Source organism: Paenibacillus mellifer (genome assembly GCF_023195895.1).
Lineage (GTDB): Bacteria > Bacillota > Bacilli > Paenibacillales > Paenibacillaceae > Fontibacillus > Fontibacillus mellifer.
Map to the genome: position 1 here is coordinate 318,987 of NZ_JALPRK010000002.1, position 19,684 is coordinate 338,670.

Consider the following 19,684-nt stretch of genomic DNA (forward strand, 5'->3'; position numbering starts at 1 on the left):
AGAGAAGGTTGAGGAAGCGAACCCAATGGATTCTGCTCTCCATCGTGATCCTGTTGATCGTGTTCCTCGGTCTCCACCGGTTTTATATTTACATTCATGAAGATACGTGGAGAGCCGAACGAGCCGCCATTCAACAGGCGAAGCAGGAGACGGACCTGGTCCAGGGCGACGAGGTGTGGAAGTCGGTATGGGATGAAGTCATCTGGGTCGTGCAGGGAGAAGACGAATCCGGACGTAAAATGATGGTATGGCTGAGGGAAGGTCAAGAACCTGAGGTGCGATGGCTGTCGGAAGGGAAATCCGAGAGTCAGGTTCGAGCCATGATCAAGGAGACCTTACCTGAGATACAGGTTGTCCGTTTGATGCCGGGCATCTATAATAACCAACTGGTCTGGCAGCTGTTCTACAAACAGAAGGACCATCATTATTATCGGTTCTTCAGTTTTACGAGCGGCGAGCCGCTGCCGGAAGTGTTTACCCTGCCGAATCGCTGACGGGTCGTCCGTGAATAGAAGAATGACTAGGAAAGAAACGGTTTCGATGTTTAGGCGAAAGGCCTGAATGGCGGAACCGTTTTATTTTGTTGGGAGGGAATGGGATGGAGCTGCTCGATCGGGCGGGGCAAGAGGATAGAGTGTGGGAAGACTTGAAACATGCGTTTACTGATTATTTCTCCGGTCCAATTAGACAGTCTGTTCCTATAAGAAGAGGTTGGCTCAATTATAAATGGCGAATTTCCACGGATCTCGGAGATTTTGTACTAAAGCAATATAATAGGGAGCGATTTAAAGCGTACCAACCAGAAACATTGCAACTGGCGTTATCCCAGCAAATGCGGTTAAGCGAGCTTGGTTTTCCATGCCCGCCGCTCCTTTCCTCGAACGGGAAACTGATGCTGGATTCGGCTAACGGCGAAAGGTTTATTGTGATGGGTTATTGCCAGGGAGATCTAGTACCTCCGGGACAAGCCAACATCGATCAAATCTATGATTTGGGACGGATCACGGGTCAAATGCATCAGATTCTGAATGATGGGAAGTTGGGGCGTAAGGAATCCGCCTTGTTTACTCCTCCAGCTCGTGAGGAGCGCTTGGAGCATTGGATTACTCTTCAGGAACAAGCGGTAAGCTGCGGCGACACCGATTTGTCAGCCCAGATTGAAACACAGCGCATCGCAACAGAACATGTTGAGTTGGAGCGATTTGAAGCTATTGAAACAGGCTGGGCGCATCGAGATCTTTGGGCGGACAATTTGCTGTTTGAGAAGAGTTCTGTAGCCGCGGTATTGGATTTCGATCGGCTGAATTATGATTTTCCCCGGCTGGATGTTGCTCGTGCTGTAATGTCATTTGCATTCAGGGATCATTTGGATCTAGCTTTGGCTAGTGCATTTATGGAGGGATATAAGCAGGAAGGGGTACGCACTACAGAAGAACGATATTTAACGACTTCGCTGCAGATGCTGTGGTATATGGAAAGCGTCTGGTGGATTCATAGGCAGATGGATTTACATAGCGCACCTCCCGTACGATTTGCCAAAGAGATGAAGTGGTTGGCTGAGAATATCAACCGTCTACCCGATCTACTTGAGAATTTGTAGCATTTCGGGGTAGAACTACTAGCTTCAAATTTTAAATATCTTCACACTTTTCTTCGATATTTGATATACGATGTGATATACTCATATTTGTAGTTTTGATAGACGAACTGATATACTTTACAGATGATTACTATAGATGAGGGGGACATCACGTGAAACTGCGTATTGGACCAATTGCTGCAAGCATCGCTATTTCTGTCCTTGTGTTGTTTGGTGGATGGTTCCTGTATCGGCAATGGGCGATAGAGCGTCCGTTGGAGAATATCGTGAAAAGTGTGGATGGTGTCAATCAAGTCAAAATGGATATCAAACCTGACGAGTTGGCGCTCAAGCTGAGTTTAAAGCCGGGGACCGATCTCGGCGCATTAGTTCGCCAGATTGAACAGAACGGGAAAGAACAAATCGGCAACCGTACCTTAAAGCTGGACGTGGAGGATCATTCTTCTCCGGCTCTGGATCAGTTGTGGGAGAACGCGTTGTTCACCGTCGCCCAGGCGATGGAGAACAAGCAGTATACGCAAATTACCGCTGCCCTGAAGCAAATGGAGCAGGAAAATGATCAACTGACAGCTACAGCGGAGATGGATGAGAAAAATGTCTATATTACCTTGACGGACGGAAAACACAGTAAATTTGTTATTTTACCGCGAACGCCGGAACGAATGGGGGTATGGCCAAATGCGTAGATGGATGATTGAAGCTGCGATAGGCTTCGTACCGGTCCTTATCGTCTTCTTGGCGGTGACAGGTGTGAACGTGGTACCGTTAGTTGTAGCGATGGTGCTGTTTGGCGCATTGTTTGCGGCGATCAAAATGCGCGGCGGCGGGATTACGATTGGAGCTGCCCAGGAACGGAAACGCAAGAAGCGCGGACCGGCGAAGCTAACGTTCGAGCAGATCGGCGGACAGGAAAGCGCGAAGCAGGAGCTTCGGGAAGCGCTGGATTTTATGGTGCGTCAAGATGAGATCAGCAAGTTCGGCATTCGTCCGATGAAAGGGATCTTGCTAACGGGCCCTCCGGGAACTGGGAAAACGTTACTCGCCAAAGCGGCGGCCCATTATACCAATTCCGTGTTTGTTGCGGCCTCGGGCAGTGAATTCGTTGAAATGTATGTTGGTGTTGGGGCGAGTCGGATTCGTGATCTCTTTAAGGAAGCGAGAACCCGGGCGGCCAAGGAAAACAAGGAAAATGCGGTCATTTTCATTGATGAAATCGAAGTGATCGGCGGAAAAAGAGAAGGTGGACAACAACGTGAATACGACCAAACGTTAAACCAGCTGTTGACGGAAATGGACGGCATTTATTCCTCCGATACGCCGCGGATTCTACTGATCGCCGCGACGAACCGTAAGGAGATGCTGGACAGCGCATTGCTTCGCCCGGGTCGTTTTGACCGGCATATCCAGGTCGATCTTCCGGACAAGAAGGGACGCCGTCATATTCTCGAACTGCATGCAGGTAATAAACCGCTGCAGCAGAGTGTCAATTTGGACAAAATCGCCGAGGAATCGTATGGTTTCTCTGGTGCCCAGCTGGAAAGCGTGATGAATGAAGCAGCGATCTACGCGATGCGGGATGGGGTTGATCAAATTACCCAAGGGCATTTGTCAATGGCCATCGATAAGGTGTTGATGGGTGAAAAGACAGACCGACAAGCAGCCGAGGAAGAGAAACGGCGGGTCGCTATCCATGAGTTGGGTCATGCGATCGCCGCCGAGGTTGTGGCCCCGGGCAGTGTGAGCCAAGTTGCGTTAAGTCCACGCGGTAGAGCGCTTGGGTATGTTCGGCACAATCCGCAAGATGAGAAATATTTGTACACCAAGTCGTATCTTGAAGGTCAAATCATCATTGCCTTAGCAGGCGCTGCTGCGGAAGAAATCTATTACGGAGGCCGCAGTACCGGTTCGAGCAATGACTTCGAGCAGGCTTTGAAGATCGTGCAAACCATGATGACCTCGGGCTTAACCTCGCTAGGCATTGTCAATATGGACATGGTGACCACCGAAGTGCTGATGAATGAGAACACGCGAATTTTGGAGGAGCTTGCCGCCAAAACCAAAGAACTATTGCAACAGCATTCAGCGGTATTCGACAAATCTCTTGATATCCTTTTTAAAGAAGAACGCCTTTCCGGCGACCAATTCCGTTGTCAATTTCGTGACAGCCTGCATTTACCGGCATAATTCATGATGCCGGTTATTTTTTTTTACTTTTTCTTCGTGCTAAGATATTATTATATGTTGGGTGTAAGAAGATGTATGATTCGACATCTGGGAAACCATATTATGTACAGATCATGAAAGGATGGAGCGAGAGGACCATGAACTACAAACGAATTGGTGTCATCGGCGGCGGCACAATGGGTCAGGGCATCAGCGAAATGCTGGCGGCTAAAGGGCTGGACGTGTTGCTCGTAGAGGAGACAGCCGATAAATTGGAGCATGCGTACAGCATGATTGAAACGAGTCTGGATAAACAGCTCGAGAAATGGGCAATTACGAAAGCGGAGAAGAAACTGATCTTATCCCGTATCCATAAAGTTACTCATTTTGCCGAACTCGGAACCTGCGATATGGTGATTGAGACCATTTCGGAGGATTTGAATGCCAAAAAAGAGGTATTCACGCAGCTGGATCAGGTATGTCCAAGCAACATTATTCTGGCAAGTAACACCTCGACGCTCAGTTTGACCGAGATCGCGGGCGGAACGAAATATCCTGAACGCGTGATTGGCATGCACTTTATTTATCCTGTGGCCAAAATCAGTCTTGTGGAAATTATTCGCGGCCTGAAAACCTCGGATGTGACGTTTGAAGAAACAAAACGGTTTGTGGAAGAGGTTGTGGAGAAACGCGGTATCATGGTTTATGAATCCCCGGGCTTTGTTACTTCCCGGATTATTTGCGTTATGATCAACGAGGCGCTGCATGTACTCGGCGAAGGCGTCGCTTCCGCGGAAGAAATCGATGAAGCGATGCGCGTCGGCTACCAGTTCCAATATGGACCGCTGGAAATGGCGGACCGCTTTGGTTTGGATTCGGTGCTGGCTGCTTTGGAACGGATGTTCCGTGAGTTCGGCGAATTGAAATACCGTCCTTCCTTCGTGCTCAAGAAAATGGTTCGCGCCGGCAGTTTGGGCGTAAAAACAGGCGAAGGTTTCTTTAAATACGATAAGGACGGTGACCGGCTGTGAAACTGTTAGTCATTAATGCGGGAAGCTCATCTCTGAAATACCAGCTTTATGATATGACCGACGAATCGGTTCTGGCCAAAGGTTTGGTCGAACGGATCGGCATGGATTCGTCCATTTTGACGCATAAGCCGATCGGCAAAGAGGAAGTAACGGAAGTCAGCGAAATTTTGGAGCATACAACGGCGATCCGCAAAGTGCTTGAGAAATTAACGGACAAGGAACATGGTGTTCTGGCGTCGGTTAACGAGATTCAAGCGGTGGGTCACCGCGTCGTGCACGGTGGAGAGGCGTTTAAAGGCTCCGCCCTAGTCACGCCGGAAGTCAAAGCCGAAATCCGCCGTCTGTTTGACCTGGCGCCGCTTCATAACCCGCCGGCAATCATGGGGATTAATGCCTCCGAAGCCAATATGCCGGGCGTTCCGAACGTGGTGGCCTTTGATACGGCTTTCCATCAAACCATGGATGAGAAAGTGTATTTGTACCCAATTCCGAGAGTTCTGTACAAGAAACACCGCATCCGTCGTTATGGCGCACACGGTACCTCACATCAATATGTTAGCCGCATGGCAGCGGAATATTTGAACCGTCCGATCGAAGAACTGAAGATCATCACTTGCCATATCGGGAATGGCGCAAGTTTGACCGCAGTCAAAGGCGGTGTTTCGGTGGATACTTCGATGGGTCTGACGCCTTTGGAAGGCTTGATGATGGGGACGCGCAGCGGCGACCTCGATCCGACAGTGGTCACCTTCGTCATGAATAAGGAAGAATTGTCCATCAGTGAAGTGAACTCGATGTTGAACAAACACAGCGGCCTGCTTGCCATCTCCGGCAGCAGCAGTGACATGCGGGATATTACCGACGGCTGGGAAGAGGGTAAACCGAATGAGACATTGGCCTTCGAGATGTACGAATATCGTCTGCGGAAATATATTGGATCGTATGCAGCAGCAATGAACGGTGTGGACGTTATCGTCTTTACAGCTGGCGTTGGTGAAAACTCGGCAATCGTCCGCGAGAAAACATGTGAAAACCTGAGCTACTTAGGCGTTGAGCTGGACAAAGAGCTGAACAAGATCCGTTCCGGGGAACCACGTCGGATTTCGACCCCGAATTCCAAAGTTGAGGTTTTGGTTATCCCGACCAACGAAGAGTTGATGATTGCCCGTGATACGCTGAGCATCGTGCAGGAATCGAAGTAAAGCGCGGCGAATTTATATCTTTGAGTATTCAATATAGTTATCGTTAGAGGAGAGATAAAGGCATGGCGGTCAAAACTGTGATTCGTCAAGTGAATGAGCATGTCGGGGAAACCGTAGTCATCGGCAGTTGGCTCAACAATAAACGTTCCAGCGGCAAAATTCAATTTTTGCAGCTTCGCGACGGGACCGGCTATATCCAAGCAGTAGTCGTCAAGAGCGAAGTGTCCGAGGAGACGTGGAACAACGCCAAGAGCTTAACTCAGGAATCGTCCATGTACGTTACGGGCGTGATTCGCGAAGAACCACGAAGCCAATCCGGTTATGAGATGACGGTAACCGAAGTCGAAATCCTTCATTTGACCGAAAACTATCCGATTACGCCAAAAGAACACGGTGTCGATTTCCTGATGGACCATCGCCATCTGTGGCTTCGTTCCTCGAAGCAGCGGGCAGTTATGGTTATCCGGGCTGAGATCATTCGCGCCGTACAGGAATTTTTCGACCAAAACGGGTTTACTCTGGTCGACCCGCCGATCTTGACGCCAACATCTGCGGAAGGGACCACCAACCTGTTCCATACGAAGTATTTCGAGGAAGACGCTTATCTGACGCAGAGCGGGCAGCTTTACATGGAAGCGGCCGCAATGGCGTTAGGTAAAGTGTATTCCTTTGGCCCCACGTTCCGGGCCGAGAAATCCAAGACCCGCCGCCATCTGATCGAGTTCTGGATGATCGAGCCGGAAATGGCGTTCACCGATCACGAGGAGAGCCTCAAGGTACAGGAGAACTTCATCACGCATGTCGTACAATCCGTGTTGAAGAACTGCCGGACTGAGCTTGAAGCGGTGGGCCGTGACGTGTCCAAGCTGGAAGGGATTCAAGCGCCGTTCCCGCGGATCAGTTACGATGAAGCGATCGAGTATCTGCATACGCAAGGGTTTGATATTCCTTGGGGCGAGGATTTCGGAGCGCCGCATGAAACGGCGATTGCTGAACGTTATGAGAAGCCGGTATTCATCACGAATTATCCGGCAGGGATCAAGGCGTTCTATATGAAGCCCGATCCGAATCGTCCGGAAGTCGTCTTGTGCGCCGATATGATTGCGCCGGAAGGCTATGGAGAAATCATCGGCGGATCGCAGCGGATCGACGACCCGGCTTTAATGGAAGAACGCTTCAAGGAGCATAACCTGTCACAGGAAACGTACCAATGGTACCTGGACCTTCGCAAATACGGCTCGGTGCCGCATTCCGGATTTGGCCTTGGTTTGGAACGTACGGTCGCCTGGATTTGTGGCTTGGATCACGTTCGCGAGACGATTCCGTTCCCACGGACCCTGTACCGGTTATATCCTTAATTGGCTTTGAAAGGTGAGCTTTATCTATGGCCATGAATGAGGGCAACAACACTTGGGCGAAGGGAATCGCTTTCGGGATGGAGACGGGGACGGTAAACGTCCCTTTCTCGCTGCTGGCCCATTACCGTAAGCTTCAGTTAAGCGATACGGAAGCGATGCTTCTGATCCAGCTGCTTGCTTTCAAACAAGTCGAGCGCAACGATTTTCCGTCGATGGGGCAACTGGAATCGCGGATGGACACGGCGCCCGGTACGCTGGCCCCGGTCATTCGCGGTTTGTTGAAGGAAGGCTGGATCAGCATCGACGAAGCGGTCGACGAAACAACCGGTATCCGTTCAGAACAATACAATTTGAGCGGCATGTATGAGCGGTTGAGCCAATGGTTGGCTGCGCAGCAACCTACAGCTGCTGGACGTAAAACGTCAGATGCGGTTCCCGAAGCGCGGGAAGAACTGGAACGGAACCTGTTCGTGATTTTTGAGAAGGAATTTGCCCGCCCGCTTTCGCCGATGGAATGCGAGACGATATCCGGTTGGGTGGACCAGGACCGTTACCCGGAAGAGCTGATTCTACTGGCGCTGAAGGAAGCGGTATTTGCCGGAAAAGTTCACTTCCGGTATATCGACCGTATTTTGTTGGAATGGAGCCGCAACCGCGTGCGTACGGCAGAGGACGTCAAAGCTTATGCGCAGCGGTTCCGCGGAGGGATGCGTTAAATCGTAAGAATGAAGAGAGTGCCTGTTTCATAGGGCACTCTCTTTTTGATGTATATGCGCGAATTTTACATGAATCTCGATTTGAAATCATATTCGCTACGAACAGGTTTCGTACACTGAGGGGAGAACGTTCATTTCTTTGATCTAAATCCCCGGGAGGACGATACCGATGCAAGGTTGGATTATTTATAAACACTCCGCAGCCGATGTGAAACCGGAAACCTATGAATTGAAACGGCTGATGGAAGAAGCGGAGAAGCAGGGGATCGAGGTGAGGGTATTCGCTCCAGAGCAATTCGAGCTGCTAGTCACCCGCGATGACCGAAAGAGCGTGATGGTAGGCGGCGAAGTGTTGCCGCTCCCTGATTTTGTGCTGCCGCGAATGGGTGCGGGGACGAATTACTTCGGATTGGCCCTGATCCGCCACTTGGAGCGGTTAGGTGTGCAAACCTTGAATACGGCACAAAGCATCGATACCGTTAAGGACAAACTGTTCACGTTGCAGATTTTAGCTCAATATAATTTGCCCGTTCCTAAAACGATGTTGATTCGTTCCAAAGTAGACGTTGAATTGGTGGACAAGCATTTGGGGTTCCCGGTAGTCGTTAAAACGATCTCAGGTTCACAGGGCAGCGGGGTTTTCTTGGCGGAAAACAGATCGAATTTCATTGATTTGTTGGAGATGATTAACGCCTACAAAGAGAACGCCACGATGATTTTGCAGGAATTCGTGGCGTCCAGTCGCGGCGTGGACTTGCGGGTACTGACTATCGGCGGCCGAGCCATTGCGGCGATGAAGCGCAGCTCAGGCAATGACAGCTTCAAGGCAAACTACTCTCGTGGTGGTTACGTGGAACCGTACGAAATGACTCCGGAGATCGAATGGCTGGCCCTGGAGGCTGCTCGATTGTTAAACCTGGATATCGCCGGTATCGACTTGTTGTTCGACGGGGAGCACTTCAAAATTTGCGAAGCCAACTCTTCACCGGGCTTCGAAGGGCTGGAGTCCTGTTGTCAGGCGAACATCGCGGAAGAAATCTACAATTTTCTGCGGGTGCGGTTGAACGCGTTCGAGTAGGGAGCTCTTTGAATGACGGGGGGCATCTTTGCATCTATTTCGCCGTTAAGCATAGAATCGACCGAAATAACTGCACGTTTGCAGGTATTTATACATCCGGCACCTCATGTAATGAGTACGTCTATTATTCTACTCCTTACAGCCTGTACTGGTGATAGATATTCTTGAATGCCCGTCTATCAGCTTTGAATCGCGGAGAGCACGAAAATCACCCAACCCGCGAGAAAGCAAACGCCGCCAAGCGGAGTGATGGCGCCCAGTTTGCGGATGCCCGTCAGGCTCAAAGCATACAGGCTGCCGGAGAACAAAACGATCCCGGCAAACAAGAACCAGCCGGCGAGTACGATTAGCGAGTCGCTCCCGAACTGCGCAGCGGCTAAACCAAACAGAATCAACCCCAATCCGTGGGCGATATGATACTGAACCCCGGTTTGATACGTTTTTTGCCGATCTTCGGTCAAGCGATTCTTAAGGGCATGCGCGCCGAAGGCGCCAAGAGCGACAGCAAGGAACATCATAATCCCACCTAAAGTAAGCAGCAACGTCATTGTTGGATAACACCTCCCCCCCAAATCTTACCGATTCCCTCTAGGCTCGTCAATCGGACAAACAACAAAGCAGCGCGTTCGTAATGAACGCGCTGCTTGGCACATGGAGTTCTACTCTTTATTTGGCCGGAAGCTCGATTTGGCCGTAGCCAACCGTGGTGAACCAATTTTGAACCGTATCAAAGTCTTTGGAGAAGGACAAGCACAGCAGCAAGAGAATTCGAGCATGTGCCGCATTCAGGTTGTCGCCGGCGATAATGCCGTCGCCGCTGGAGTAGTTGCTGCCCGAGCCGGTCCGAGTGGTCGTGACGAATACGACGCCTTTCTCGATCGCGGCCTTGCGCTCCTCACTCATCGCTTTGGAAATACCGCCCGCTCCGGTGCCTGCAGTAACGATCCCTTTGGCTCCATTTGCGACAAACCCGCTGATTGCTCCTGCGCCGGCTTCTTGATAGGAATAGGCGATTTCAACCTTGACCAAGTCCTTTTTAGTGATTTTGCTCAAGTCGAACGGGGTGGCCCAGGTCGTGGCTGATTTCAAAGCGCGGAAGGGGGCGCGGTATACGCGGATCGTTTTTTCATCGATATAACCCAAAGCGCCGATTTCCGGAGTGATAAACGTATCGGTCCGGTAGGAGTTCGTTTTGGTGACTTCGCGTGCGGCATGGAATTCATCATTCAACATCAGCACGGTACCGAAATACTTGGTTTTCCCACTGGCTGCCAGCTTAATTGCGTTATACAGGTTGGCTGGAGCGTCCGTACCGATGACCGTCCAAGGCCGCATCGAACCCGTGATGACGACCGGTTTCGGGCTGCGTACGGTGAGATCGAGGAAATAGGCGATTTCCTCCATGGTATCCGTGCCGGTGGTGACAACGACCCCGTCCTGGGTTTTGAGCGCTTCATCTACTTTCAAGGATAGATCAAATAATTGCTCAATCGTATAAGCGCTGGAACCGGAGTTGCCGAATTGATAAGTGGAGACCTCGGCAATTTGATCTTTATTCGGGAGAGAAGCTACGAGATCGGCAATCGGCAGTGAACCGGCTCGATAGGTTTGGAAGCTCGTTTCATCCGTGGATTGCCCGGCCAGGGTACCGCCGGTGGCGATAACTTGCACTTTCGGCAGCTTCTTTACGGCTTCAGTCGAGTTCACGGTACCCGTAACGGTTTCGGCTGCGGAAGCCGGAGAGAGATATAGATTGGGGAGCAGTGCGGTCACGGCGAGGCCGGTGACCATTAAGGCTTTCAAACTTCGAGATGTCCACTTCTTCATTCCATCAACCTCCAAGATGTTATTTTGAGTTAACGATATGTAATATAACTTAACGCAAAATTCGTTAACTTGAGTGAAATTATAGTTTGATGTCATGTATATTTACAAACACACTTAAGGTCCGTTAAAGCGCTTAAATACTATGATATCAGTGAATTTCATTGTTATAGTCGAAATTAAGAGTAGTTTCAAATCATTTAATATATTCAAATTTGATGTTATATTAGATGACATTTTAAGATTTTTTCGGGAGAATGTAGAACTTTGGTCACTTCAAACGTTCAAACAAATAGTGCAGGGGCTGGACGGACAACCCACGTCTATTATTTGGGGAGGAGGAGAGAGTCATTGATGAAACGTCGTTTATTCTAAGATTTCAGCAGGGAGACCGCAGTGTCTTCCCGTGGTTGGTTCGGGAATATGGGACCTATGTGTACCGGGTAGCGCATTCGGTGCTGCATGACGCCAAGGAAGCGGAGGACGCCGCTCAGGAAACCTTCCTGCAAATCTATAAATCTCTCCCGGAGTATCGCTCCCAAGGGTTTAAGACCTGGATAACCCGCATCGCCGTCAATAAGTCGATCGACATTAAACGGAAGAGGGATCGGCGAAAGGAAGAGCAATGGGACCCTGTAGATTTGGATCTGCAGTTGTCCGATTCGGAAGAGGATCATATGTTTGGATTAATCGACGCTGAACGGAGTACGGAAGTGCGCCGACGAATCGCCGGTCTTCCAGCGGGACATCGCCAGATCGTTACGGAATTTTACCTGGAGGGCAAAAGTCATGAGCAAATTGCCACAGAGCTATGCGTGGCGGTGAAAACGGTCGAATCGAGGCTGTACCGCGCAAGAGCCTATATTCGCGAGCATTGGTCAAAGGAGGAATGGGGATGAGCCGTCAACCGCAAGATGAACTGGAACTATGGCGGAGCTATATTCGCGGCAGTCTGGATTCCATCACAGAGGCGCGATTAGATGCGCTGCTGCAGAGGGATGAAGGCGCCATAGCCACTTATACTGCCGCACTTTCCTCCTTAGAAAGTGAGCTTCCATCTCCGGAGGATGAGGCAGCCTATTTAACAGCGATCATAGAGAAGCTTCCGCAAACGATACGGAGCAAGGAGCGCAGCGGCAGCCGAAATTCCTGGACCAGACATCCGCTGCTGCATTACGTGATCGCGGCAACCTTAACGGCTTTGCTGCTGGGCAGCGGATTGTTCGATAGGTTTGCCACGGAGACCAATCAACTGATGAATCAGGCGGATGCGTCATCCTTGAGCGAAAGAATGATGGAGGCGACGACCGGCTGGTTGGATGGCTGGAAACGATAGGGGTTCGCTTGTTATAGAAAAGTTGAAGGAAAGGAAGATGGAACATGCCGTTTGAGCGCAATCGATTGCTGGCATTACTGTTAAATTTCATCCCCGGAGTGGGGCATCTGTACTGGGGCAAAAAAGGGAGGGGGATTACGTACCCGATCCTGTTCTTTGGCGGGCTGTTGTTTGGCATTGCCGTTGCGATGGCTGCGGATATCGGAGAACTTGCGATGGTGACCTTGATTGCAGCCATCATCTTATGGTTGATATCGATGTTTGATCTGCTCATTATGATGCTTCGCGAATCGCCGGAGGAACGGGCTTACCGGGAGCATGTCCGGCAGATGTCCGGCGAAGGAAGAGAATCGGAGAAGTTCTTCACCATCCTGCTGTCGTTTGTTCCTGGCTTGGGGCATTTTCAACTGGGTCTGATGCAGCGGGGGTTATCCTTTTTGATCGCCTTTTTCGGCTTGATTACGATGATGTTTTTCGTCACAGGCATTACGCATGAATCGGTATTTTTGCTGTTCCTAGGTTTGCTGCCGATCATTTGGCTGTACAGCATGTTTGATGCGGTGCAGCTCGTGCATCGGAAGTTGGCGGGGGAACCGCTGGTGGATCGGACCCCATTTGACGATTGGGAGGCCGGTAGAATCGAAGGTCGGCGCAGCAAAGTACTTGCGACGCTCCTGTCTGCCTTTCCCGGGGCGGGTCAAATGTATCTGGGCCTCCAAAAACGGGGTCTGCAAATGATGGCCTTGTTCCTGGGTAGCTTCTATGTAATCGACGTGCTGCGGCTTTCCGTGTTTCTGTTCATCATCCCGATCATCTGGTTTTATTGTTTCTTTGACGGACTGCAGCAGACGAGCCGTTACGGGATCCTGCCGATGGAGGATCATCCGCTGATTCAAACTCGCGGCGAATACCAGCACTGGCTGGGTATCATGCTTATTGTGTTAGGGGTGTATTTCGTCGGGATGGAATTGATCGTTCCGGTGCTGGACGCGAACTTCCCCGATCTTCGCTTGCACCTTCGGATTGAGAAATATCTTCGGCCGACGATTGTGGCCGTCCTTCTGATCGGAGGAGGCATCAAGCTGCTCGCCCGGCCGAAGCGGCGGGATGTGTTCTGGAGTGACGGGGATATTTAACCTTTACAAGTTGACTAGAGAGGTAACAGCTTCGCGGCTGAAGCCTCTCTATTTTATTTCCGCAGTCAGAGTTTGTTACAATGCTAGGAGTAGGATGGGTGAAAAGGAGAAACGGACATGTTCAAAATTTTTATCGTTGAAGACGACAAGCTGCTTGTAGAGCTGCTGGAACAATACCTGCACCGATTTGGTTACGATACGTTGGCCGTCGCCGATTTCGGCGAGGTCAAAGCCGAGTTTGAGCGTTACGCGCCGCACCTCGTGTTGTTGGATGTGAATCTGCCGAAATATGACGGGTATTACTGGTGCCGCCAGATCCGCAACTTATCGACCTGCCCGATCGTATTCTTGTCGGCGCGCGAAGGGAAAATGGACCAAGTGATGGCGCTGGAAAACGGGGCCGATGACTATATCACCAAACCGTTCGATTACGATATCGTGATTGCCAAAATTAAAAGCCAGCTGCGCCGGGCTTATGGAACGTATGCCGGAAGCGGGGACGACCGCACGATTTCGGTTACCGGGCTGCGTCTGGACCGGGATCGGCTATCCCTTAGCTTACGGGACGAGCGGATCGAGCTGAGCTTAACCGAGGTCAAAATTCTGGACGAATTGATGGGCAAAATCGAACAAGTCGTCAGCCGGGACCGGCTGCTGGAGAAAATTTGGGATGATCAGGCATTTGTGGATGACAACACCCTCAACGTTTACGTGACGCGGGTGCGGAAGAAGTTGTCCGCCCTCGGGATCGACGATGCGCTGCAAACCGTCCGAGGCCAGGGCTACCGGCTCGTGCCGCGCTGGGGGGAGTGAGCCCCATGCGATTATTCTTGCGGGATCAACGTCCGTTCATTCTGGCTTATATGCTGCAACTGGCACTGATCACCCTGGTGTATTGGCTTGACGGGTATCGCCACGCGTCGATTATGATCTATGCCGCTTTGCTCAGCACCTGCATTTTGGCGGCTTTTTTGATGGTCCGCTATTGGACAAACCGGTCGTTTTACCGTCGATTGGAGGAAGTGCCGGATTCGCTGCGCGCTTTTGCCGACGTTAAACCAGGCTCACCGCTGGCCGACTCCCTGCAGCGGCTGCTGAAAGCGCAGTACCGTCTGTATTTGCAGGAAATCGGCGAGCAGCAAAGTAAGATCAACGGACATCGCCATTTTATGAATCAATGGGTACATCAAATGAAGACGCCGTTGTCCGTGATTCATCTGATGGTGCAGCATGAAGACGATCCTCGGTCTGTGGCGATTGGCGATGAGCTGGATCGGCTGCGTAAGGGGCTGGAGATGGTGCTGTACGCAGCGCGATTGGATACATTCGAACATGACTTTGTGGTCGAGATGCTGGATTTGGGGAACCTGTTACGTTCGGTGACTTCGTCGCAAAAACGGTTGTTCATTCGGCGCAAGGTATATCCGGTGATGGAGATACCCGAAGGTCTTGCGATAGCCTCAGATGAGAAATGGCTGTCCTTTGTCATCACTCAGCTGATTACCAACGCTGTGAAGTATACCGTGAAGGAACGGGCGAATCTCCGTTTCCGCGGCTTTACGCAAGGGCGGGAGACCGTGCTGGAAATTGAGGATGAAGGCGTAGGTATTCCGGCCAGCGATCAGCCGCGGGTGTTTGACGCTTATTTTACCGGGGATAATGGTCGCAGCTTTCCGGAATCTACGGGTATGGGGTTATATCTGGCGAAGGAAATCTGCACGAAGTTAGGGCACCGGATTGAGCTCGATTCACAAGAAGAGATAGGCACGACCGCACGGATTATTTTTCAACCGGGGCGCTAAAGCTTACAACGAAGTAAGGTAACTGTAAGATTGAGCCATAGAGCGCAAGCTGGCGGCTTGACTATAATCAGAAGTGTTCAGGCGAAATGCCGGGACGTAGACGGACTGAATTGAAGGAGCGCTTGGACGGCATGGCGGTATTGGAAGTGAAGGCATTAACGAAAATCTATGAGGGGAAAGTCGCCACCAAAGCTTTGGATGGCGTAAGCTTCACGATCGATGAAGGGGAGTTTGTCGGCATTATGGGACCATCGGGCAGCGGCAAAACGACGTTACTCAACGTTATTGCTACGATCGACGAGCCAACTTCGGGCGGGGTGAGCATAGGCGGACAGGATCCGCATCGGATGAACCGGGAACAGACCGCATTGTTTCGGCGGCGGGAGCTGGGGTTTATTTTTCAACATTTCAACCTGCTGGATACGTTGACTGCGGAGGAGAATATCGTACTCCCGTTAACACTGGATGGGGTTCCCGTCCCGGTGATGAAAGCTCGGGCGCTGGAAATGGCACGGAGGCTCGGGATCGAAGGCGTTTTGCCCAAGTATGCCTATGAGTTGTCGGGCGGACAAATGCAGCGGACCGCGATCGCTCGCGCGATGATCCACGAGCCATCGCTTATCTTAGCCGATGAGCCAACGGGGAATCTGGATTCTAAAGCGTCCCGGGATGTGATGGAGGCGTTTGCCGCAATGAATGAGTCCCATCGGGCGACAATCATGATGGTGACTCACGATGCGCTCGCCGCGAGCTTTTGCCATCGGGTGATTTTTATCAAGGACGGCAAATTGTATAACGAAATTTATCGCGGGGACAACCGGCAGACCTTTTTCCAGAAAATCATCGACATGATGTCGCTGCTGGGAGGGGACAGCCATGACCTTTCGTCAATTCGCCTATAACAACGTCCTGCGGAATAAACGAACCTATGCCGGCTATTTTCTCAGCAGCTCGTTTTCGGTCATGATTTTTTTCGTTTGCGCGCTGTTTCTGTTCCACCCTGGCCTTCGGGCAGAGGTCATGTATCATTCGGCAGTGATGGTGTTGTGGGCGGCCGAGACCATCATGTATGTGTTTGCCTTCTTCTTTGTGATTTACTCGGTAGGCTCCTTTCTGCGCTCGCGTAAACGCGAGTTTGGGATTTTGCTGCTGCATGGCATGACCGAACAACAGCTGCGTAAACTGGTTTTCCTGGAAAATGTGGGGATTGGCGCAGGATCATTGATCTGCGGCATCGGTGGAGGGCTATTGCTGGCGAAGCTGTTTCTGATGGTAGGCTCCAATCTGCTTGGTGTACCGCAGCTTGTGTTTCATGTGCCATGGCAAGGCCTGCTGCTAACGGTGGGGGCGTTCTCGCTGCTGTTTGTGTTGATTTCGCTCTGTACGACGTTTCTGCTCGGTTCACACCGATTGATTGAGCTGTTCCAAGCCGAGATGAAACCCGCCCGCCCGCCGCAGGCTTCGCTGGTCTTATCGCTGCTGGCGGCGGTCCTGCTGAGCACAAGCTATTTGCTGGCGGCGACGGCTACAGCATCGAACGTGTTGATCCGCATGCTGCCGGTTACGGCGATGACGATTGCGGGCACGTATTTCTTCTACACGCAGTTGAGCGTGTTCCTGATTGGGCGGGCCAAACGGCATTTGGCTTACTATTGGAAAAAAACCAATTTGGTCACCGTTTCGAGCCTGGCATCCCGGATGAAGGAGAACGCGCGAATGTTCTTCCTTGTGACGATCATTTCGACGGTCACGTTCTGCGCGGTTGGCGCGTTCGCTTCGGTGAATCGTCTGGCAGGTGAATTTGATCTGGACTATCCGGTCGAGATCGCTTATGTGGCTAAAGGGGACGGGGGAACCTCAGACGGACATCTACGTGCGATTCGCGCCGAGCTCGACTCGCTTGGGATCGCTTATGATACGGTGAGCGTGCCGATTCCTCTCGTAGAGGTAGCATCCTCCCATCCTTCCTCGACGATGGAACGTTTGCCGCTGATCTCGTTCACGGACTACAAACGGCTGCTGGCGGCGGCGGGGATCGAGGTTTCCGAGAGAGAGCCTGAGGACGAAGAGGCGCTGCTGCTGCTCGGCTCGGAGCGGGAGAAACCGCTGCTTGCACAGCGGCGACCGGTAACCTACACATTTGTAGGCGCGCCGGAGCTGTCCGTCCGCGAGATTGGCGTCACACAGCATGTGGCGATCCCGGAGAACCTGACCCTCACCGCCGGTGACGATCGGGAGGGTTCGTTCTCCGGCCTTGTCGTCAGCGATTCCTTGCTGGAACGGCTCATGACAGTATCGACGGAAGAGGGCAACTCGAATTCCATGGATGGGTTCACCGGGTTTTATGTAGAGGATCCAAGGCTCACCCGCGGCCTAGCAGCGGAGCTGACGGATAACGGGAGAATGAGTTATGAGATGGACCAACCCTACGCCATGACCGTTAGCGGTACCTTGTATGAGGTGCAGCGGACGACGTACCGGGCATTGCTGTTTTTTGCTTTGCTGGTGGGCACCGTCTTTTTTATAGCGGCGGGAAGTTTTCTCTATTTCCGGCTGTACAGCGATTTAGCCTATGACCGGCGCCAGTACGGGGCATTGGCAAAGCTGGGCCTCACTGAACGAGAACTGGCCAAGGTCGTCACGCGTCAGGTTGGACTGCTGTTTTTCGTACCGATCGCACTGGCGATTGTGCACAGTTTGTTCGCTTTCAGGGCGATGCAAAGTTTATTTAACTTCTCCGTCGCTTGGCAGACGGTATTGATACTAACCAGCTTCCTGCTGGTACAAGTGGCCTATTTCTTCTTTATCCGGGCCCGATACTTACGTAACGTAAAAAAAGCGATTCGCTAAAAATACGGGAGGTTCAACGTGGAGAACTGGATTACGGACTTTATGGAGCAGTTTGGCTATTTTGGCGTCTTTTTGCTCATTGCTCTAGAAAACGTGTTTCCTCCGATTCCGTCGGAAGTGATCTTAACGTTTGGCGGATTCATGACCACCTACACGAGGATGACGCCGGTAGGGGTGATCGTGTTCTCTACTCTGGGCTCGGTGCTGGGAGCCGTGATCCTGTATGGGATCGGATATCTGGTTAACGTCGACCGCTTGGAAGGGTGGATCGCGCGTTATGGACGGTTTCTGCGTCTGAAGAAAGAAGACATCCGCCGCGCAGATGCCTGGTTCGACCGGTACGGGTATTGGACGGTATTGTTTTGCCGGATGATTCCGTTGATCCGCAGCTTGATTTCCATCCCGGCCGGCATGTCCAAAATGAAATTTGGCCTGTTCCTATTATTTACGACCATCGGGACGCTCATTTGGAACGTAGCGCTCGTGTTGCTTGGCGCCGCGGTAGGGGGGTCCTGGGAAGAGATCGTCGCCTTTATGGACGTTTATTCCAACATCGCTTATGCCGTTATCGCTTTAGGTACGCTGTGCGTGGGCGTACTCTGGCTGCGCCGGAGAAGAAGCGGAGCGCGCGGGAACATCAAAACAGAGGAATAAGGAGCAAGTAAATGAATTTGTTGGAACTGATAAAAGCAATTATTCTTGGCCTGGTGGAGGGACTCACGGAGTTTGCTCCGGTATCCTCCACGGGGCATATGATCATCGTTGACGATATGTGGCTGAAAACCGGGGAACTACTTGGTTCCAAATATGTGGCGAATACGTTTAAAGTGGTCATTCAACTCGGCTCGATCCTGGCCGTTCTGGTCGTGTTCCGTCATCGATTTATCGATTTGCTGGGACTGTCTCGCTGGATGCCGGGGAAGGCGAGGGGGGCAGCGGTTACGGTTCGACAAACAGGGCCGCGTTTGAAGCTGACGCAGGTCATCGTCGGATTGATCCCTGCCGGGATCCTCGGCGTGTTGTTTGAGGATTATATCGATGAGTACCTGTTCTCAACAGCAACGGTACTGATCGGTTTGGTGGTGGGGGCGTTGCTGATGATCGCCGCCGATCGGTTCGCGCCAAAGCGGGCGAATGTAGAGACCGTCGATCAAATTTCGTACAAGCAGGCGTTTAGCATCGGCTTATTCCAATGCCTGTCGATCTGGCCGGGCTTCTCGCGTTCGGGTTCGACGATTTCCGGCGGGGTGCTGCTGGGTTTAAGTCACCGCGCGGCGGCTGACTTCACTTTTATCATGGCCGTTCCGATCATGGCTGGAGCCAGCTTGATATCGCTGGTGAAAAATCTGGAGTATTTCACGATCGATGCGCTTCCGTTCTTTGTGGTGGGCTTCATCAGCGCCTTCGTGTTTGCGCTGTTGTCGATCCGGTTTTTTCTGAAGCTGATCGATCGAATCAAGTTGGTTCCGTTTGCGGTGTACCGCATCTTGTTGGCGATTGTCATTTGGGTGGTTTATTTCTAATTTCTAAATCGCAAATACTGCATAAAAAGGCAAGAGATGCTGCGACACGGCAGCATCTCTTTTGG

The 19,684-nt window shown here is 51.5% G+C and carries 20 protein-coding genes; 18 read left to right on the top strand and 2 right to left on the bottom strand.

All coding sequences use genetic code 11. The annotated features are described in order from the left end of the window. Positions 1-8 precede the first annotated feature (8 nt). From M0651_RS04275 to M0651_RS04315, 9 genes are all read left to right on the top strand, one after another. Positions 9-494, top strand: coding sequence for a cell wall elongation regulator TseB-like domain-containing protein (locus M0651_RS04275; protein WP_248550588.1), 486 nt, complete (start codon positions 9-11; stop codon positions 492-494). A gap of 104 nt (positions 495-598) precedes the next feature. Next, positions 599-1,600: a phosphotransferase gene (locus tag M0651_RS04280; RefSeq protein WP_248550589.1), complete on the top strand. Its 1,002-nt coding sequence runs from the start codon at positions 599-601 to the stop codon at positions 1,598-1,600. 152 nt (positions 1,601-1,752) lie between these two features. After that, a complete protein-coding gene (locus tag M0651_RS04285; RefSeq protein ID WP_248550590.1) occupies positions 1,753-2,286 on the top strand; it encodes a hypothetical protein in 534 nt (177 codons plus the stop codon). After that, positions 2,279-3,784: an AAA family ATPase gene (locus M0651_RS04290; RefSeq protein WP_248550591.1), complete on the top strand. Its 1,506-nt coding sequence runs from the start codon at positions 2,279-2,281 to the stop codon at positions 3,782-3,784. Before M0651_RS04285 ends, M0651_RS04290 begins: the two co-directional genes overlap by 8 nt. A gap of 137 nt (positions 3,785-3,921) precedes the next feature. Further along, positions 3,922-4,794 carry a 3-hydroxyacyl-CoA dehydrogenase family protein gene (locus M0651_RS04295; protein ID WP_248550592.1) on the top strand — a complete coding sequence of 291 codons (873 nt, stop codon included), beginning with the start codon at positions 3,922-3,924 and terminating at the stop codon, positions 4,792-4,794. Beyond that, positions 4,791-5,996 carry an acetate/propionate family kinase gene (locus tag M0651_RS04300; protein ID WP_248550593.1) on the top strand — a complete coding sequence of 402 codons (1,206 nt, stop codon included), beginning with the start codon at positions 4,791-4,793 and terminating at the stop codon, positions 5,994-5,996. Before M0651_RS04295 ends, M0651_RS04300 begins: the two co-directional genes overlap by 4 nt. Positions 5,997-6,058: 62 nt before the next feature. Further along, a complete protein-coding gene (gene asnS, locus M0651_RS04305) occupies positions 6,059-7,354 on the top strand; it encodes an asparagine--tRNA ligase (protein WP_248550594.1) in 1,296 nt (431 codons plus the stop codon). Between the two features lie 26 nt (positions 7,355-7,380). Continuing rightward, complete coding sequence (locus M0651_RS04310; RefSeq protein WP_248550595.1) at positions 7,381-8,070, top strand: DnaD domain-containing protein; 690 nt, start codon at positions 7,381-7,383, stop codon at positions 8,068-8,070. 169 nt (positions 8,071-8,239) lie between these two features. Further along, positions 8,240-9,148, top strand: a complete 909-nt coding sequence (locus M0651_RS04315) for an ATP-grasp domain-containing protein (protein WP_248550596.1) — start codon at positions 8,240-8,242, stop codon at positions 9,146-9,148. Positions 9,149-9,327: 179 nt separating this feature from the next. On the opposite strand, the gene M0651_RS04320 is transcribed toward M0651_RS04315, so the two are convergent. After that, positions 9,328-9,696: a DUF423 domain-containing protein gene (locus M0651_RS04320; RefSeq protein ID WP_248550597.1), complete on the bottom strand. Its 369-nt coding sequence runs from the start codon at positions 9,694-9,696 to the stop codon at positions 9,328-9,330. Between the two features lie 118 nt (positions 9,697-9,814). Continuing rightward, on the bottom strand, positions 9,815-10,975 hold the full coding sequence (locus M0651_RS04325) for an asparaginase (RefSeq protein WP_248550598.1): 1,161 nt from the start codon (positions 10,973-10,975) through the stop codon (positions 9,815-9,817). Positions 10,976-11,406: 431 nt separating this feature from the next. Between M0651_RS04325 and M0651_RS04330 the strand changes: the two genes are divergently transcribed. From M0651_RS04330 to M0651_RS04370, 9 genes are all read left to right on the top strand, one after another. Continuing rightward, positions 11,407-11,871 (top strand): RNA polymerase sigma factor, encoded by a 465-nt coding sequence (locus M0651_RS04330; protein ID WP_248550599.1) that lies wholly within the window; start codon positions 11,407-11,409, stop codon positions 11,869-11,871. After that, a complete protein-coding gene (locus M0651_RS04335; RefSeq protein ID WP_248550600.1) occupies positions 11,868-12,308 on the top strand; it encodes a hypothetical protein in 441 nt (146 codons plus the stop codon). The genes M0651_RS04330 and M0651_RS04335 overlap by 4 nt, the downstream gene beginning before the upstream one ends. Before the next feature lie 44 nt (positions 12,309-12,352). Further along, entirely contained in the window at positions 12,353-13,444 is a 1,092-nt protein-coding gene (locus M0651_RS04340; RefSeq protein ID WP_248550601.1) for a hypothetical protein, read from the top strand. A 117-nt stretch (positions 13,445-13,561) separates the two neighbouring features. Next, entirely contained in the window at positions 13,562-14,257 is a 696-nt protein-coding gene (locus M0651_RS04345; protein ID WP_248550602.1) for a response regulator transcription factor, read from the top strand. A 5-nt stretch (positions 14,258-14,262) separates the two neighbouring features. Next, positions 14,263-15,246 carry a sensor histidine kinase gene (locus M0651_RS04350; protein ID WP_248550603.1) on the top strand — a complete coding sequence of 328 codons (984 nt, stop codon included), beginning with the start codon at positions 14,263-14,265 and terminating at the stop codon, positions 15,244-15,246. A 131-nt stretch (positions 15,247-15,377) separates the two neighbouring features. Next, a complete protein-coding gene (locus tag M0651_RS04355; RefSeq protein WP_248550630.1) occupies positions 15,378-16,148 on the top strand; it encodes an ABC transporter ATP-binding protein in 771 nt (256 codons plus the stop codon). Then, positions 16,123-18,096 (top strand): ABC transporter permease, encoded by a 1,974-nt coding sequence (locus tag M0651_RS04360; protein WP_248550604.1) that lies wholly within the window; start codon positions 16,123-16,125, stop codon positions 18,094-18,096. Before M0651_RS04355 ends, M0651_RS04360 begins: the two co-directional genes overlap by 26 nt. Before the next feature lie 18 nt (positions 18,097-18,114). Then, complete coding sequence (locus M0651_RS04365) at positions 18,115-18,750, top strand: DedA family protein (protein WP_248550605.1); 636 nt, start codon at positions 18,115-18,117, stop codon at positions 18,748-18,750. Positions 18,751-18,761: 11 nt separating this feature from the next. Continuing rightward, positions 18,762-19,619: an undecaprenyl-diphosphate phosphatase gene (locus tag M0651_RS04370; RefSeq protein ID WP_248550606.1), complete on the top strand. Its 858-nt coding sequence runs from the start codon at positions 18,762-18,764 to the stop codon at positions 19,617-19,619. Positions 19,620-19,684 lie beyond the last annotated feature (65 nt).